The following is a 16,166-nucleotide window of genomic DNA, read 5'->3' on the forward strand; positions in this document are numbered from 1 at the left end:
TTATTGATAAAGCCTTTTTATGGGGGAACATATGGGATACTTTGTTAATGTGGAACCAGGAGTAAATTTATTTGTGGAAGATATAAACCCTGGGGGTAGCAAGACAATCGTTTTTATACATGGCTGGCCATTAAGTCATAAGCAGTTTGAGTATCAATTTGATTTTCTTTCTGCAAAGGGATATCGCTGTATAGGAATTGACTGGAGAGGATTCGGTAATTCGGATAAGCCAATGAGTGGCTACAATTATAACCGATTGGCGGACGACATCCGTACTGTAGTTAGTACACTTCAACTAACTAATTTCACACTCGTTGGTCATTCAACGGGTGGGTCAATCGCGATTCGGTATATGTCGCGATACAATGGTCACGGTGTATCGAAATTGGTCCTTGTAGACGCTGCTGCTCCTGTAGGTTTTACAACAGAGACGGCGAATACATTTCTTAACGAGGCGTTAAATGACCGCCCTAAGATGATGCAGAATGTAATAGACACCTTTTTCTTTCAGTATATAACAGGCCCATTCTCAGACTGGTTTTTTCAAATGGGATTACAGGCGGCAGGGTGGTCAACCGCGGCAGTCATCGTTCTACTAAAAGATGAGCAACTATATACGGATCTTCAACAAATAGCAGCCCCTACTTTAATAGTTCACGGTATTCACGACAAAGTGATTCCATTTACACAAGCACAGGAACTAAATCAAAAAATTGCTAACTCACAGCTTGTTCCTTTTCAGTACAGTGGGCATGGTCTATTCTGGGAAGAACGAGAAAAATTTAACGAGCTTTTGATACAGTTTATCGGTATATGAATAGCAGTCCCCACTAGGTTTCTAAAAGAAAATAGTGGGGACTTTTAAAATATATTTTATAGGTTTCTTGATCACTTCTTTTAATAGGGGAAAGGCAATAGTTAAGTATCTATTTTATTTAAAAAATCTTTTATAGAAATGATAAATTTATTGTAGTCAGGAACCCATAACTCATGACCTGAGTTAGTGAATTCTATTAATTCAACATGCTTCAAGTTGCTTTTATATTTTTCAGCAGCGTCTTTTTTTAGTAAAGCCTTCTCTGTTCCACCCTTAATAACTAATACAGGACACTTAATTTCTTTTAATTCTTCCCATAAAATTATTTCCTTTGAATCTTTTTGAATTTCTTTGACTACATGTTGTCTATTTTCCTGAACGAATTTCTGTGCGCTTTCTACCCATTGTTCTGGAATTCTAGGGTATTTTGCAGGATAATCACATAATATTAATCCCTTTACTTCACTAGGGTTTGAAGTAGCATATCTTATTGCATAAGGAACACCCATAGAATATGCCATTAAACAATAAGCGCTAAGATTACTTTTTTTAATAACTGAAGAAATATCCAGTATATGTTCTTCAAAAGTATATCCTTTTAGTGGAGCATCACTTTTCCCTCTACCTCTTAGACTCATAGAAATACAATGTCTAGGAAAAAAAGATTTCGTTTCTTCAATGAATTGTTCAGCATTCCCCAAGGCTCCAGGAATATATACAAGAGATAGTAAATTATAAACATAGTCGTTTGTTTCAATATAATGCATATTAATGTCGGTATTTATGAATCTATCAGTATAATTCATATACGGAGCTCCATTTTTATATTTTGAATGATGTTTGTTATTAACTTTAGCTGGTCAGTATTTTCATCTACAGTAAAAATTAGTTCAGCCTCATCATTGGAAGGCGGATTGATTGCGTTGTATTGTCTATCCAATAGTTGTTCAAAGCTAAATGAGGTGTCTCTAAAAATATTCGTTTCCCGTGTACTTTTTTTCACCCGTTTCAACAGGATTTCATCGTTTACATTGAAGTAAATAAGAACACGAATAAATTGCGTTTTTGGGAAGTATGAATTTAACAACTCAACACGGTCGATTTTTTCTGAATTTGAATTACATAAAATGATGTGAAGGTTTGTTTGTTGAATGGCATAGTTCAAAATATACGTTGAAAGTCCAAACTTTAAAATATTGGGACCGCTAGTCGGAAGGAGTTTTTGGTAATACGAATTGATAAATGCGGCATGATTGTCTTGATCGAGTATAACTGAATTTGGAAGATTTGCTTCTAATAATTTTGCAAAAGTTGATTTTCCGCTATGGGTTTTTCCAATTGTCAAAATCGCAATCCTTTTCATAACAATACCTCTCTCTAAAATTAATTTAACTAAATTCTAGCATAATTTGTAAAATATCAACATCCCATGAATGTTTAGGGGAAGGATTTTTTTATTTTACTTAAGCAATCAAGTTTGCAAACCAAGCGACATAATGTGCCCCTGGAATAAATAACAGTTGAGCTAATAAAGTGCCCAAAAATCGAGAGGCCATCATCATGACAGAAACTCTTTTTAAATCCAAATAGCTCCCTCGTTTATTTAGCACATCATCAGCTAGAATTGAAATCTTAGGGTCAACAAATATAATCAAGAGGATCGTAGCCATACCATTAATTAACCCTGAAGCCATCGCAGCTGTCGTTTCATGCTCTGGGACTAGTAAAGCCGCATAGAGAGAAGATAAAACCCCAATTGTATAAATCGCTGTGATAAATATATTGATTACAAATAGTTTAATGGGAATTTCTTTTATACGAATGCCTTTTATAAAAGTAAAACTAGGTTTACGAATGTGTTTCACGCCACGTCTTATATATTCAAACGTAAAACCCCTTTTCATTAAAGCGGGGATGTCCCCCCTTTCTTCAGCTAAAAGAATGATTGCTCTTGAAAATAGGGCAATAAAAGTAGGGAGAAGAAGAATCCCGATTAAGGTACCAATAGATGCTGCACCAATAATTATACGAAATTGATTTTCTACATAGATAAATGCATTTTCTGTTGGTGCATTATCCACTAAACTTCCTGTAAATGGTTGTTGCATCATATTCGCTAATCTTGAAACCATGACCATCACATTGAATAGAGATAAAGCGGATGCAAGTAACTTTACACGAGCACCTGATAAACGTACGGCATAAGCTAACGTTTCGATTGAATGAATAATTAATATGAAAAGTGCGATTATGATTAATTTATCGGTGAACAATTCGATTATAAACAACCCCTAAATAATTTTATAGTTGTTAGTGTAGACGATTTTATAGTAAGTTAGTTCTTGTTTTGGTAAAATATTTAAAATATACAGAAAAATACTAGAGGAGAGGGGAAATGATGGGTTCGAGAATTATGCATTTAATCATTGCGAATAAAATTGCAAAGAGTATAGCTATACAAGATCGAACTTCTTTTTTACTTGGTGGTATTGCAGCAGATGCCGCTTCGAATAAAGATTTATCACATTTTTTTACAGGTAGTGCTCATGATTATTCTAGAAGTGTGGATTATAACAGTTTTTTACATAAATATCGTCTACAAGCTGAAAATGATTTTGTTTTAGGCTATTTTACACATTTAATCGCCGATGATATTTGGCTTAAAGGGTTTTACCTACCTTGGCTAAAAAATAGAATGGAATCGAATGAAGAAATGATAAATTTATATCACAATGACTTTCGATTACTGAACGGAAAATTACTAGAATACTATGGCTACACTGAAGAATTACAAGAATTATTAGAAGGCCCAGCAACAATCGTTGAATTAGAAGAGGTTAAGCTTGAGGATTTTAAAAAGTTCATTCCATATGTAATAGAGGATATGAATTGCAATGAAAGTGAAATCAATGAAAAGCTTAAAGTATTTACGTTTGATCAAATAGTTGGCTATGTCGAGACATCTGTGGAAATGGGGCTATTTTGGATCAATCAAAAGCGGGATTCCATTTGAAAAGGGGACAATAGCCATTTCTGAATCGTATAGGCTTTGCTAACGTTTATGGTGGTCCTAGTGCAGCCCTAATTACACATCAATTTGCTTCTGCAGGAACCAATCAGTTCATTCAAACTGGATATTGTGGAGGATTAACCTTAGAAATAAACTATGGAGATATCCTAATTGTTTCTGAAGCAGAAATGCAAGATGGCACTTCTCATTGGTATATACCTAATGAGAAAAAAGTTGATTCTGATAAGGATTTAGTTTCTGCGGCTGTAGATTATTGCAATAAAAAAGGCTATTCATATGTAGTAGGAAGTGTTATTTCTACAAGCGCTATGCTACTTGAAACGCATGAAATAATTAATAGATGGGCTATGAAAGGTCATTTGGGTGTAGACATGGAAACAGCAACAACTTTAGCAGTAGCGAAAAAATTCAATAAAAAGGCTATTAGTTTATTAAACATTTCAGATCATTTAATTGAAGGGGATACACTCTATTCTTATACAAAAGAAAGAGAGTTAATTGAATCAGAAACAGATGAAAAAATTAGAGATTTAGCACTTTATTTATCTTCACTATCGTTTAATTGAAAAGAGGAACCTCAATGTATACAGATAAAGAACTTGTCATTCGACCAGTGGCAGAAACAGATTTAGTTCGTCTATGGGAGTTAATCTACAAGGACGAGCAACCAGAATGGAAAAAATGGGATGCACCATATTTTCCACATAAGGCAATGAGTTATGAAGCATTTTTACCAATAGGTTCAAAATGGGTTGGTGTAGACAATTTTTGGGCTATTGAAGTAGACGGAGTTATAAGAGGGATTGTTTCTTATTACTGGGAACATCAACCTTCCCAATGGCTAGAGGTAGGCATTGTTTTTCACGAAAGTGGCTCATGGGGCAAAGGTTTAGGAACCCGCGTGTTAACTTTATGGATCGACCATTTATTCAATACGCTGCCGTTAGTTCGGGTAGGTTTTACGACTTGGTCAGGTAATGAACGAATGATTCGTGTCGGAGAAAAGCTAGGCATGCAAATGGAAGCAAGGATTCGAAAAGTGCGATATTACGAAGGGCATTATTATGATTCAATTCGTATGGGAATATTAAGAGAAGAATGGGAAGAAAAGAATAATCTACACTGAAAAAACAAAAGCTTCTAATCCAATAATAACGGTTAGAAGCTTTTTATTATGTTACAGGACAAATTTTACTCAATATCAACACATGTATGGACTTTTAAATAGATAAAAAAACTGCTGGACAATTGCTGAGGCAATCATATCAGACATAGCCAATGCCTCTGCCTGAATTTCATCAAAAATTGCAACAGCTGCCTTATAATCTTTTTGAATCATTGTCACGGCTTCATTTTTCGTTAACTCTAAATGTTTGTAAAACATTTTTTGTAAAGCTTCTTTTGATAAATATGGATTGATGCTACTTAAAAATAAAACAATGTCATCTGCATTTTTATACCATGCTTTTTCTTTAGTAACTACTGTAGTTGCATCGCCTTTTACAGCTGCCGTAACGAGCTCGGCAGCAATAACTAGATGTTCTTCAATCAACTTAGCATAATGATTCGCTATTTGGTCTCCATAAAAAGGACGAAGACTATTACCTAAATCGGTTGCATTTCGTAAAAGGCGTTGCTGTACAAATGGTAAATCTGGTAATTGGAAGACAATGCTAATAATCGTCATTCGAGTCCAGTAAACATGCTCCAACCACAGTAATCGATTCATCGCCATGTAATCGGCCTCTTTCTGACTTATACAACGCTGCTGATTGTAGCTTTGTTGTTGGGGCAAAAAATTCCGAATAGGTGACGTATATTGCGCGTATGGTTGTTGGTAGGAAGCACTTAGTGGATACGCGAAAAAATCATTTGAGTAATAAGCGGACACTTTTCCATCATTCCTTTCCATGCCTCAATGGACGGCTAGATGTAATATGATTGGGCTATTCTACTAGCATATTCAATTCTGGATGTAAGTGTGCAATTCAAATAAAATTCAAAAATGTCCAAATTTAATTTTGTATAAATTAAATAAAGCAAAACAAACTAATGAAGCAATCTAAAATAAATGCGGAGGTTAACTGATGGAAAATCAAAAACGGCAAAATTTCAATGGCAAGGCAACCAATGCACTCAGTGTTGGAAGGATGATTAAAAATACGAAGAAGAATATAGAAGAGGCAGAAATAGGTATGGAGTTTGCGATGCCTGAGGAACTAGAGCACTTACAGGAAAAAAATGCGCGGCGTAAACATTCCATCGAAATTATGGAAAAGCAAATGAGGGACAAAGCAGCATTTAAAGCTAGGAAAAAAAGCTTTGAATAAGCAGGTTTAATGAAAATCCCCCCGCAAAATTTTAAATGCGGGGGGATTTGTTTGGGTAATTATGGTGTTTTATGTGAGGATGAAAATATAAAAGTAACTTATATAAATTGAACATATGAAATCCGCCGCCTCCCACGGTAGCGGCGTAATCTATGCAGAAAATTTCAGAAGTCCAAACTTTTATATAGGCTGGCCTTACACAAAGCACACAGTGAGTCGTACAGATTTGTGCAACAAAGTGTTGCGGCTCATGTGCTTAGTCAGCCTAAACAAACACACCATAATTAGAATCTCAATTAGAAAATTTATATTTGCAAAAGCTTTTTTCGCATTTAAATCGGAAAATCACTATTCAAATTTGCTATAATTATCTTACATTTAAAATACTGAAAATTCTATGAGTTGAACGGAGGGAAAAATATTTGAAAAAAGTCGTTTCTTTTATTTTGTTAATCACATTATGCGTTGCGCTTCCACTGCAATCTTTCGCTTCCATTAGTGATGCAGTTACGAAAAATTTAGGGAATGGTAATGTAGCTGTGACAATTCGTGATAAGCAAACAGGGAAGATAATTTATGAGCACAATGGCGAAAAATTGATGCGTCCTGCCTCCAATATGAAATTATTAACTGGTGCAGCTGCGCTTGATATTTTAGGAGAAGATTATCGTTTTTCAACGGAATTATATATTGACGGGGTAATCATTAATAAAGAACTAAATGGCAATCTATACATAAAAGGGACGGGTGATCCGACATTAAATAAGGATGATTTTCTAGCATTTGCAAAGGCATTAAAAAATCAAGGTATTTCCAAAATTAATGGAAATATCATTGGTGATGATACGTACTTTTCTGGTAATACTTTGCCACCGGGTGTAGATAAAATTGATGAATCCTACTACTTTGGAGCGCGGACGTCAGCGATTACGATGTCACAAAATCTAGACTTTGATGCAAGTACCGTCATTATTACAGCAACACCTGGTAAAGTTGGAACGAAGCCAAGCTATGAAATTATCCCGAATCTAAGTGGAATGACCATTGCGAATGAAGCCAAAACTGTTTCAAAAGGGCAAAAAAATACGATAAAAATTGAGCGCTCATATAATACGAATCGCATAATTATTTCGGGTAATTTACCACAGGGAAGTAGTAAAAAGGAATGGGTAACCCTGCAAGACCCAACTAAAAATACGCTACAAGCAATCCAATTAACACTTCAAGGTGCAGGCATTCAATTTGCAAAAAATACGCAAATTAAGACAGCACAGGTACCAGCCGATGCAAAATTTATTCATATGAAAAAATCTCGTACATTGTCGGCGATTTTCCCTGCCTTTATGAAGCTAAGTAATAATAGTATTGCGGATATTTTGGTGAAATCAATGGGACAGCAACAACAAGCGAAAGGGAGCTTAACGGCTGGTTTACAAGTAATGCAGGAATATGGGAAAGCGTTAAATATTTCAATGGGAACTTGGATATTGGCTGATGGTTCGGGCTTATCTGATCGAAATCGTTTGACAGCGAATGGCTTGTCTTCATTATTATATGAGGTGCAGCAAAAATCGTATTTCCAAACATTTTATCAATCACTTCCCGTAGCAGGTCATGAGGAGCGTCTCGTTGGTGGGACGTTGCGAAAACGCTTTAAAACAAGTGATGTAAAGGGAAAAATAAATGCGAAAACGGGTTATATTCCGAATGTGAATACGTTAGCAGGCTATGTAACGGGGAAAAGTGGTAAAACGTATATTTTCACTATCTTATTGGAAAACCGTTCAAATGGAACCGTGCATATGGATCGTATGATGGCTGATATCATGAAAAATTTATAAAATCTAATGGAGGAAAAGTAAATGAAAAAAATTTTATTAACGGGTTTTGAGCCATTTTTATCAAACCCAATCAATCCAACAATGGAAATTGTGAAGGCGCTACATGAAAAAGTAATATTGGGCTATCAAGTGGAGGGGCGTATTTTAAGTGTGGACTTTGAAAAATCGCCGCCACAATTTTTGAAATATGTAGAAGAAGTGCAGCCAAGTATCATTATTTCTCTTGGGCTAGCAGCAGGACGTACGAAAATTACGCCGGAAAGAATCGCAATTAATATAAAAGATGGGGAACCAGATAATGCAGGGGTGGCGCTAGTAGATGAACCGATTCATGCTGGTGGAAATGCGGCCTATTTTTCAACATTGCCAATTCGCGCAATGGTCAACCGCTTAAATGAAGCGGGTTTGCCTGCAACCATTTCTGATACAGCGGGCACGTATTTATGTAATAACATCATGTATGAAGGTTTACACTATGCGAGTAAGCAAGCGAATGTTCAGGCAGGATTTATTCATATCCCAGCATCATTTGAACTCTCAATTGCACATGGAAAGCTACCAGGATGGGCCCAACGTGATTTACTAGCAAGTATCGAGCTTTGTATCGAAGAATGTGTGAAAAGTAAAAATGATTCTATTAGGTAATAATATAAACTGATTTAATAATAGAATGAGAGTATGGAAAACTTATTTACTCGTTTTCCATACTCTTTTTCAATGTATAAAAAAATTAATCATACTCCAATTATTTTTCTTAATTTCTTTAACCGTTTTTCTCCGATTAGTGATTCTGCTTTTTTTAATTCAGCGGCGGGTATACCAGAGAAAAGCCAAGTTAATGAAGCATTTTGAAAAATGAGACGTAGCTGTTGGATTTCCTCTATTGAAAATTTTAAATCCTCTTTTTTAGCAAATTTTTGTAACGCACGATCATCCATACTTTGGAAGTTTTCAAACCACTCTAATTTGTTCATAACATGCAGTCCTTTCAATATGAATCTCTTTACATCTGGTAAAAAGTCAATTATACTAACAACTTGTAAATCGTAATGATTTTGAATTAGAAAGAAGCGAAAAAAATGAAAAAACCTTTAATCGAAATGAAAAACGTCTCGTTTCAATACGAATATACGCAAGTGTTAAAAAATATCTCTTTACGCGTGGAGGAAGGAGATTTTTTAGCTCTACTTGGTCAAAATGGCTCAGGAAAATCAACTTTATTAAAACTAATTTTAGGCTTATTAAAGCCAATGACGGGTGAAATTGAATTGTTTGGTGAAAATGCGAATTCTTTTAAACATCGTGAATGGATTGGCTATGTTTCGCAAAAATCCAACGCGTTTAACTCGGGATTTCCAGCAACTGTGCAAGAAGTTGTGAAAAGTGGCTTGGCGAAAAAGACAGGATTATTTAAGCGTTTACCGAAAAATGCAGATGAACTCATTAATCGTGCATTAGCCGATGTGGGAATGGAGTCATTTGCGAAACGAAACATTGGGCAACTATCTGGCGGTCAACAACAGCGGGTCTTTATTGCACGTGCACTCGTAGCACAGCCAAAGCTTTTAATTTTGGATGAGCCAACTGTTGGAATCGATCATGAAAATGTGCAGGCATTTTATGATATGCTCGCTCATTTAAATGTTCAACACCAAATGACAATGATTTTAGTAACACATGATGTCGATACTGTGTCAGACCGTATTAGCCATGTGGCCTGCTTAAATCAAACGATTCATTTCCATGGTTATAAAAACGATTTTGATACGATTTCGCAAGAGCAGAGAGATACATGGTACGGTCATTCTGTGCGAAAGATTCATTAAGAGGAGCAGGCGTAGATGATTGAAGCGATTATAAACTATGAATTTTTACAAAATGCCTTTTTCTCAGGGCTAATTATTGGGATTATTGCGCCATTACTTGGGGTATTTATTGTTGTACGAAGGCTATCACTTATTGCCGATGCGCTTTCACATGTGACGCTTGCAGGAATTGCAGGTAGTCTTTATTTAAGTCAATCGGTGGCGGCATTGGCGTTATTAAATCCGATTTATTTGGGCATTGTGGCATCGGTTAGTGGGTCGATTTTAATTGAGCGATTGCGTCGATTATATAAGCATTACGAAGAACTTGCGATCCCGATCATCATGTCGGGTGGTATTGGGATAAGCGCCATATTAATTTCACTGGCGAGTGGTTTTAGCACGGATTTAATGAGTTATTTATTCGGTTCGGTATCGGCTGTATCGAGACAAGATTTGTATATTGTAATGGCAATTGCAATTATTGTAATCTTATTTTTACGCTTATTTTTCAAGGAATTATTCGTCCTTTCATTTGATGAAGAGTATGCGAAGGCAAGCGGTTTGCCAGCGAAATGGGTGCATCTATTATTTATGATAGTTGTCGCGCTTGTTATAGCTGCAAGTATGCGTATTGTTGGTATATTACTCGTTTCAAGCTTAATGACGTTACCAGTAGCGGCAGCAATGCGATTAGCTCGCGGCTTTAAAGAAGCAATCATATACTCGATCATATTTGGTGAACTAGCTGTCATTATTGGGTTAGTATCGGCCTTCTATTTAAATCTAGCACCAGGTGGAACAATTGTTGTCACATCGATTTTCATTTTATTGATCGTGATTATGTTGAAAAAATTGACTTTAAAAATGGCATCCAAAACGAAAGGGGAAGAATTACTGTGAATGAAACGCGCGCGTGGGAAATAATAAAGGACAATGGCTATAAAAAGACAGATAAACGAGCGTTAATCTTGGATATGTTTGCAGCTACGGACAAATATTTAACTGCCCGTGATTTGTTGTCAGTATTAAAAAAAGACTCCCCAGGAATGAGCTTTGACACGATTTATCGCAACTTAGCTACTTTTGTTGAGTTAGATATTTTAGAGGAAACCGAGCTAAATGGCGAACGTAATTTCCGTATGCACTGCGAATCAGATCACCATCATCATCATTTTATTTGTCGTGATTGTGGTAATGTGAAGGAACTTTCGATATGCCCGATGGAAATGCTCGGTGAAAAGCTTCCCGGCTATAAGGTTGAAGCACATAAATTTGAAATTTACGGAAAATGTCCACAATGTCAAATTGCTTAAAAAACTTCCTGTGCAATGTTCTATCTAATATTAGATTACAGGAATAGGAAGGTTTAAAAAAGCTTTATTTTTAGCTAAAAGCAGGATGGTTTGTTTGGTTTCAATATCATTAAAATGAGAAACCTTATCCAACTAACAGGTAACTTAAAGAAAACGTGAAAGTAAACAAGTTTAAAAAAAATGGGTGCTACTTCATCAGTCCCTTTTCAATAAAATTACTTGTATTAGAAAATGCCAAAACGCTGTTAAATCAGCGTTTTGGCATTTTCTAATTTTATTTTGCAGAAGGGCTAAATTTATCAAATAGTCGATAAAGAACGAAGCCTAAATGCACCTCCACAATTGGGATGCAGTTCATATAGATGATCTGTTTTTTTGTCCAAAACATCAAGTGATTTTGGAGGATAATCTTGTAACCAACTCGTGGTTTATCAGCTTAACAGCATTAACGAATTAATGAATTAACTTTATTAATCGTTTGAGAAATTGGTACCTATTACGAATTGTTCCTTTAATCTCGAATTATTCAATGTGACGATAAAGCTCAGTGAAATAATCCGGATTCTCGCGACTTTTTAAGAAGTAGTTTTGTTTTCCGGTTTATCTTTTCTTTTAAGAAGGTGCCGAATAGTAAAAATGCTAAACTAAATAGCAAAAGGAAGGAAGCATCTCGTAATGCTCTCTGCCAAACTATACCGCCTACAGCTTCACGCATAATATCTACTGCATACGTAAAAGGGAGTGCAGGGTTGATCAACTGAAAAAACTCTGGTAAAAGAACGACTGGATAGGTTCCGCCTGCCCCTGCAATTTGCAAGACAAGCATAATGATTGCAAACGCTTTTCCTAAATCGCCAAATACGGATACAAGCGTATAAACAATGGACATGAAAACGAAACTAATAAGAAATCCAAATATTATAAACCAGAAAGAATTTTTAACATCCACACCTAATAGTACTATGTCGCCAATTGTTACAATTAATGCTTGGAAAAGACCAATAGCTGAGAATGTAAACAATCGACCGAAATATACCGCGCGTTCGCTAACATTATTTTCATGTTTAGCATCTGTAGCAAGAAGTGAGATAAGAAGCAAACAACCTACCCATATAGCTAGAACTGTATAAAAGGGAGTCATTCCTGTTCCATAATTTGCGATAGGAAAAAGTTTGTTTTCATTCAAGACGATCGGCTCTTCAAAGAAGCTACGTTCCGCTTGTGGATCATTGCGGAGTAACTGGATTATTTCATTGAGATTTGTTTCCCCCTGAACTTTACGTAACGTATCTGCTAGCTCGTTCACTTTGTCATATACATATGGATATTGTGTCAATGCATGATCCAATGTTGTTTTTCCCTCTTTAATATGGGCGGCTGTGCTATTTAGAATACGTGTGACTTCCGGTAAAGTGGATTGTATACTGGACAGCATTTCTTTGGCATTTCCTAAAGTCTTTTTTGCATTGGCTACTTCGGAAAGAACAGTTGGTTCAATTGTGTTTTTGTATTCGTTTATAAAGGCATCCAGTTGGACGGATGTATTCTGAGCTATTTTTTGTAAATCAATCAATGTTTTTTGTATTTGTTGTTCTTTATCTTTTATAAGTGTATTGATTATTCGCGTATTCGTTTGTGTTTCTTGTAAAAAAACTTTCAATTTGTTCGTTTTATCAATTGCCTGATCTAGTTTTGTTTGTAGTTCTATGTTGTTTCCTTCCAAACTCGATTCATTTGAGCTATTGGATAAGTCCTTTAACCAATTAAGGTCCTTCCCGATCGAGTCGACTGTTTGGATATTGGAGGTTATTTTGTTGTCGAGGTCCTCCTTTACTCGATCCAAGTCGGTAAAATCCATTTTAACGTTTTGAACTTTTTGAAGAAATTCATTAGAACTTTTTGAAATTTTTGATACTTTATTCAAATCATTTTCAATTGTGGGGGCCAGTTCATTTAAACGATTTTGTGCTTTCGTCAAGAAATCGATTGTTTTTTCAATTTGATTTAAACCTTCAGTCGTTATTTGTTCGGCACGAGGCACCATTAAATTAGCTTGAGTGATAATTTTCTGTACAGAAGAGGCATCTTTTTGGACACCAGTCAACAATTTGTGGATCGCTGGCAATTCTTGTTCCATTTTGAATACATAGTTTTCAAAGTTATGAATATCTGGTAGGTAGCTTTCTATTTCAATTCCTAAATCATTAAAGAATTCAAAAATGACGCCATTCACATTTGAGATGAATTGACTGCTAACATCTTGAACAATAACCGTTGCACCTTGTTCCGTTATTTTGGGCGCAATGGAGTTAATTTTTTCATTTACATAGTATTCGATATCTGCCTTTTGGGGGTTACCCGATACGATGGAAGCCAACTTTTCGGAAAAGTTTTCAGGGATAATGATGACTGCAAAATAATCACCATATTCAACTTTTTCCATCGCAATTTTTCGAGAAGTAAAAAACCACTTCATGTCTTGATTGTTTTTTAATGTATCGATCAGTTCATTTCCAATGTTTAACTGTTCCCCCTGGACTTTTGCTCCTGCATCTTCGTTTACAATCGCTACAGGAATCTGATCAGTTTTAGCATAAGGGTCCCAAGAAGCATAAATGTTAAGCCATGCATATAAAGAAGGCAGGAAGACTAAACCTCCTATAAGAATTGCAGCCACCCAATTCCTACTTATATTTTGAATGTCTGTCTTGAAAATATTCCAACTATTTTTCATAACTAGTCCACCCTACTATATTGAAGTTGATAGGTACTTAATGATTGTAGTATACCCCCAATAAATAATGGCTAACCAAATAAGGGCAAGGGGATAGAAAGACTAATTTTTGTAATGATCAACTATTATTTTAAATAAAGTAGGTTAAAATTGCCTGAAATTTAACACTGAACAATGTTTTGCCAAATAAACTGCACCTCCAATTGTTAGACGATTTCTAACAATTGAGATGTAGTACATTCTTTCAAAAGGGTTTAGAGTTAGGGAGTACCAATTTAAGTATTAAAACATAGCTTAGGAAATTATTTTTCTTAACTACCATTTTGACAATAACATGTAATGTGAGGCTATACCGATTCAAAAGATGTCTAAATTTATCGTTTTTCAGAAGGTGGAAACTAACAATGCTTGCCAAGTTGCAGATTCAAATTTAAGTTTTGTTTGAATGTAAAAGGCGATTCTTACTTGCCCTCACCGGTTATTTACTAAAATCCCCAAAATGAATTGGATATATGCTTGTCCTTTTTTTCTATTTCTTATAGGCTCGCGCAAAATCATCTGAATGACCAAGTCAAGCCATCTTCTACGTTTGAGATAACGGAGCAATTTGTGCAATAAAGGATGGTCTTTATTAAAGTGACCATGGTAAGATAATGGAAAACAAATAAAGAGCTAACGTCATGCATAGTAATTTTGGAAAATACAGGGTACCCGCTACACTCTAAAAGTTATTGGACTTACATACACCATTTTCGATTCAAGGGCATATACACCTTGGATTTGGAGGAGTTGCAAAAATACCTTTATTCCGCATCTGTTGCTTCCCGACTTGCATTAATGAGGGAAATTCAGCTTCATTATGTATCTCAAGACTACAAAGAACTGCATGAAATCGTAATGGGAGCAATGATTCATATGGGACTTACCACTGAAGCGAAACGATTATGTGGAGATGTTTAATACAGCCGTCTTGTAAGGAATGTTTTATTACGGATCACTTGGAACAATCTCTTAGTAAAGGTTTTATGGGAAATGTAGAAGAGAGGGTAAGGAGACAAAATAAATTAAAGGTCAATGAGTATGAATGGCGCCTACATGATTTGAAACGTTATTTTATTATGACTGCTCTTTTAAAAGAATCGCTTATGTTTAGTGAGAAAGTGGATGAATTATGGCATGAGATGCTCATGTTTACTCGTGAGAATGGGGATTTTTCTAAAAATTATTTAGGTGCGGCACTTCATCACAGTCTGAATGTAAATGTAGAGCCAGAGCCAGATTTACGCGGATTTTTTGATTGGCTGTATGCAGAACTTTTATCATAAGAAGGGAGAACATCCATCTTTATAAAGGTTTTTTATATTTACTGTACAACCCAATAGAATTGATAAATTTAGAAATTTACCAGAAAATGAACTTATCGCGATGTATTTTAAAAGTGATACCAAATCCATGCCCGTTGTCCTCTCGCTTATTTCTTCGATGAAAAAAACCGCAAATAGAGTAAAAGATTATGATAAACGCACCATTCAGCAATATTACAATGCAATGGTCGTTCCTTTTTTATCGGTTTCCTATTTCCATTATGATGAATTTTTCAGTTACATGAAAGCAAGTAGCAGCAGTTCATCCAGTTGTACGAGTTGCTGATCGGCGAGCGTTTGTAGTTGTAGCTCGTCTGATAGTTCCTGCTCAAGCTGCGGTGGGGGTGGAGATTAATAAGTAGGTTGTAAAGGAGGGGATGTAGGTGATTTTTATTACAGGTGGTGTAAGGAGTGGAAAAAGCTCCTTTGCGGAGCGCCTTGTTCAGCAATTTGGACAGGATTTGCAGTATTATTATATCGCAACAGGTGTCGCATTTGACCAAGAAATGGTAGCACGTATTACGCGTCATCAGCTAGACCGGGAAAAACAGGGATTGCGTTGGCAAACAATTGAAATACAAGTAGAAATACCAGATGCAATCAAGCAGCTCAATGCCCAGTATGTGCTGTTATTTGAATGTGTCACAACATGGTTGGCCAATGTGCTGTATCATACAGAAACGCTTGAAAATCGTGAGCAGCGAATTGCAGATTATGTGTTGGCCTTTCAAACACAGCTTCTTGCATGGCAACGGCAAGGGGTGCAAGTCGTCATAGTATCGAATGAAATATTGGATGAACCGCGCGCAAGTAATGAAGAAGTAGAATTGTACCGGGCACTCATTGGAAATCTTCACCAGTGGATTGTTGCACATTGTGAGTCAGTCTATGAAGTACAATACCAACTTGTACAGCAATGGAAGTAAGG

The 16,166-nt window shown here is 35.9% G+C and carries 19 protein-coding genes; 13 read left to right on the forward strand and 6 right to left on the reverse strand.

Features of this window, described 5'->3' with window-relative positions:
* Positions 1-31 precede the first annotated feature (31 nt).
* Positions 32-817, forward strand: coding sequence for an alpha/beta fold hydrolase (locus CSE16_RS05315; RefSeq protein WP_099422942.1), 786 nt, complete (start codon positions 32-34; stop codon positions 815-817).
* A gap of 101 nt (positions 818-918) precedes the next feature.
* Here CSE16_RS05315 and CSE16_RS05320 read toward each other — a convergent pair whose 3' ends face one another.
* From CSE16_RS05320 to CSE16_RS05330, 3 genes are all read right to left on the reverse strand, one after another.
* A complete protein-coding gene (locus CSE16_RS05320; RefSeq protein ID WP_099422943.1) occupies positions 919-1,623 on the reverse strand; it encodes an alpha/beta fold hydrolase in 705 nt (234 codons plus the stop codon).
* Positions 1,620-2,180 carry an ATP-binding protein gene (locus CSE16_RS05325; RefSeq protein ID WP_099422944.1) on the reverse strand — a complete coding sequence of 187 codons (561 nt, stop codon included), beginning with the start codon at positions 2,178-2,180 and terminating at the stop codon, positions 1,620-1,622. Before CSE16_RS05325 ends, CSE16_RS05320 begins: the two co-directional genes overlap by 4 nt.
* A gap of 100 nt (positions 2,181-2,280) precedes the next feature.
* On the reverse strand, positions 2,281-3,096 hold the full coding sequence (locus CSE16_RS05330; protein ID WP_172954424.1) for a lipid II flippase Amj family protein: 816 nt from the start codon (positions 3,094-3,096) through the stop codon (positions 2,281-2,283).
* 116 nt (positions 3,097-3,212) lie between these two features.
* On the opposite strand from CSE16_RS05330, the gene CSE16_RS05335 reads away from it, so the two are divergent.
* Genes CSE16_RS05335 through CSE16_RS05345 form a run of 3 tightly spaced genes read left to right on the forward strand, consistent with a single transcriptional unit; the run spans position 3,213 to position 4,974 of the window.
* Entirely contained in the window at positions 3,213-3,830 is a 618-nt protein-coding gene (locus tag CSE16_RS05335) for a zinc dependent phospholipase C family protein (RefSeq protein WP_371514529.1), read from the forward strand.
* A 29-nt stretch (positions 3,831-3,859) separates the two neighbouring features.
* On the forward strand, positions 3,860-4,414 hold the full coding sequence (locus tag CSE16_RS05340; protein WP_256376317.1) for a nucleoside phosphorylase: 555 nt from the start codon (positions 3,860-3,862) through the stop codon (positions 4,412-4,414).
* Between the two features lie 14 nt (positions 4,415-4,428).
* Complete coding sequence (locus tag CSE16_RS05345) at positions 4,429-4,974, forward strand: GNAT family N-acetyltransferase (RefSeq protein ID WP_099422947.1); 546 nt, start codon at positions 4,429-4,431, stop codon at positions 4,972-4,974.
* A gap of 75 nt (positions 4,975-5,049) precedes the next feature.
* Here the strand turns inward: CSE16_RS05345 and CSE16_RS05350 are convergent, their stop codons facing one another.
* A complete protein-coding gene (locus CSE16_RS05350) occupies positions 5,050-5,760 on the reverse strand; it encodes a hypothetical protein (protein ID WP_371514531.1) in 711 nt (236 codons plus the stop codon).
* A 175-nt stretch (positions 5,761-5,935) separates the two neighbouring features.
* Between CSE16_RS05350 and CSE16_RS05355 the strand changes: the two genes are divergently transcribed.
* The 3 genes from CSE16_RS05355 to pcp all read left to right on the forward strand — a co-directional run bounded on the left by CSE16_RS05355 (position 5,936) and on the right by pcp (position 8,664).
* Positions 5,936-6,178: a spore protein Tlp gene (locus CSE16_RS05355; protein ID WP_099422948.1), complete on the forward strand. Its 243-nt coding sequence runs from the start codon at positions 5,936-5,938 to the stop codon at positions 6,176-6,178.
* Positions 6,179-6,600: 422 nt separating this feature from the next.
* Positions 6,601-8,019, forward strand: coding sequence for a D-alanyl-D-alanine carboxypeptidase/D-alanyl-D-alanine endopeptidase (gene dacB, locus CSE16_RS05360; RefSeq protein ID WP_099422949.1), 1,419 nt, complete (start codon positions 6,601-6,603; stop codon positions 8,017-8,019).
* Between the two features lie 21 nt (positions 8,020-8,040).
* Positions 8,041-8,664 carry a pyroglutamyl-peptidase I gene (gene pcp, locus CSE16_RS05365; protein ID WP_099422950.1) on the forward strand — a complete coding sequence of 208 codons (624 nt, stop codon included), beginning with the start codon at positions 8,041-8,043 and terminating at the stop codon, positions 8,662-8,664.
* A gap of 89 nt (positions 8,665-8,753) precedes the next feature.
* Here pcp and CSE16_RS05370 read toward each other — a convergent pair whose 3' ends face one another.
* Positions 8,754-8,993 carry an isopropylmalate synthase gene (locus CSE16_RS05370; RefSeq protein ID WP_157764751.1) on the reverse strand — a complete coding sequence of 80 codons (240 nt, stop codon included), beginning with the start codon at positions 8,991-8,993 and terminating at the stop codon, positions 8,754-8,756.
* A gap of 105 nt (positions 8,994-9,098) precedes the next feature.
* On the opposite strand from CSE16_RS05370, the gene CSE16_RS05375 reads away from it, so the two are divergent.
* The 3 genes from CSE16_RS05375 to CSE16_RS05385 are packed head-to-tail and all read left to right on the forward strand — an operon-like array spanning position 9,099 to position 11,140.
* Positions 9,099-9,845, forward strand: a complete 747-nt coding sequence (locus tag CSE16_RS05375) for a metal ABC transporter ATP-binding protein (RefSeq protein ID WP_099422952.1) — start codon at positions 9,099-9,101, stop codon at positions 9,843-9,845.
* A 15-nt stretch (positions 9,846-9,860) separates the two neighbouring features.
* Positions 9,861-10,727: a metal ABC transporter permease gene (locus tag CSE16_RS05380; RefSeq protein ID WP_099422953.1), complete on the forward strand. Its 867-nt coding sequence runs from the start codon at positions 9,861-9,863 to the stop codon at positions 10,725-10,727.
* Positions 10,724-11,140: a Fur family transcriptional regulator gene (locus tag CSE16_RS05385; RefSeq protein WP_099422954.1), complete on the forward strand. Its 417-nt coding sequence runs from the start codon at positions 10,724-10,726 to the stop codon at positions 11,138-11,140. Before CSE16_RS05380 ends, CSE16_RS05385 begins: the two co-directional genes overlap by 4 nt.
* A 544-nt stretch (positions 11,141-11,684) precedes the next feature.
* Here the strand turns inward: CSE16_RS05385 and CSE16_RS05390 are convergent.
* A complete protein-coding gene (locus CSE16_RS05390) occupies positions 11,685-13,874 on the reverse strand; it encodes a YhgE/Pip domain-containing protein (protein ID WP_099422955.1) in 2,190 nt (729 codons plus the stop codon).
* Positions 13,875-14,663: 789 nt separating this feature from the next.
* On the opposite strand from CSE16_RS05390, the gene CSE16_RS05395 reads away from it, so the two are divergent.
* From CSE16_RS05395 to CSE16_RS05405, 3 genes are all read left to right on the forward strand, one after another.
* Complete coding sequence (locus tag CSE16_RS05395) at positions 14,664-14,834, forward strand: hypothetical protein (protein ID WP_157764752.1); 171 nt, start codon at positions 14,664-14,666, stop codon at positions 14,832-14,834.
* Positions 14,819-15,199 (forward strand): glycine-rich domain-containing protein, encoded by a 381-nt coding sequence (locus CSE16_RS21740; RefSeq protein WP_253896172.1) that lies wholly within the window; start codon positions 14,819-14,821, stop codon positions 15,197-15,199. The genes CSE16_RS05395 and CSE16_RS21740 overlap by 16 nt, the downstream gene beginning before the upstream one ends.
* 422 nt (positions 15,200-15,621) lie before the next feature.
* Positions 15,622-16,164 (forward strand): bifunctional adenosylcobinamide kinase/adenosylcobinamide-phosphate guanylyltransferase, encoded by a 543-nt coding sequence (locus tag CSE16_RS05405; protein WP_099422957.1) that lies wholly within the window; start codon positions 15,622-15,624, stop codon positions 16,162-16,164.
* The last annotated feature ends 2 nt before the right edge of the window (positions 16,165-16,166 follow it).

Source organism: Solibacillus sp. R5-41 (assembly GCF_002736105.1).
Taxonomy (GTDB): domain Bacteria; phylum Bacillota; class Bacilli; order Bacillales_A; family Planococcaceae; genus Solibacillus.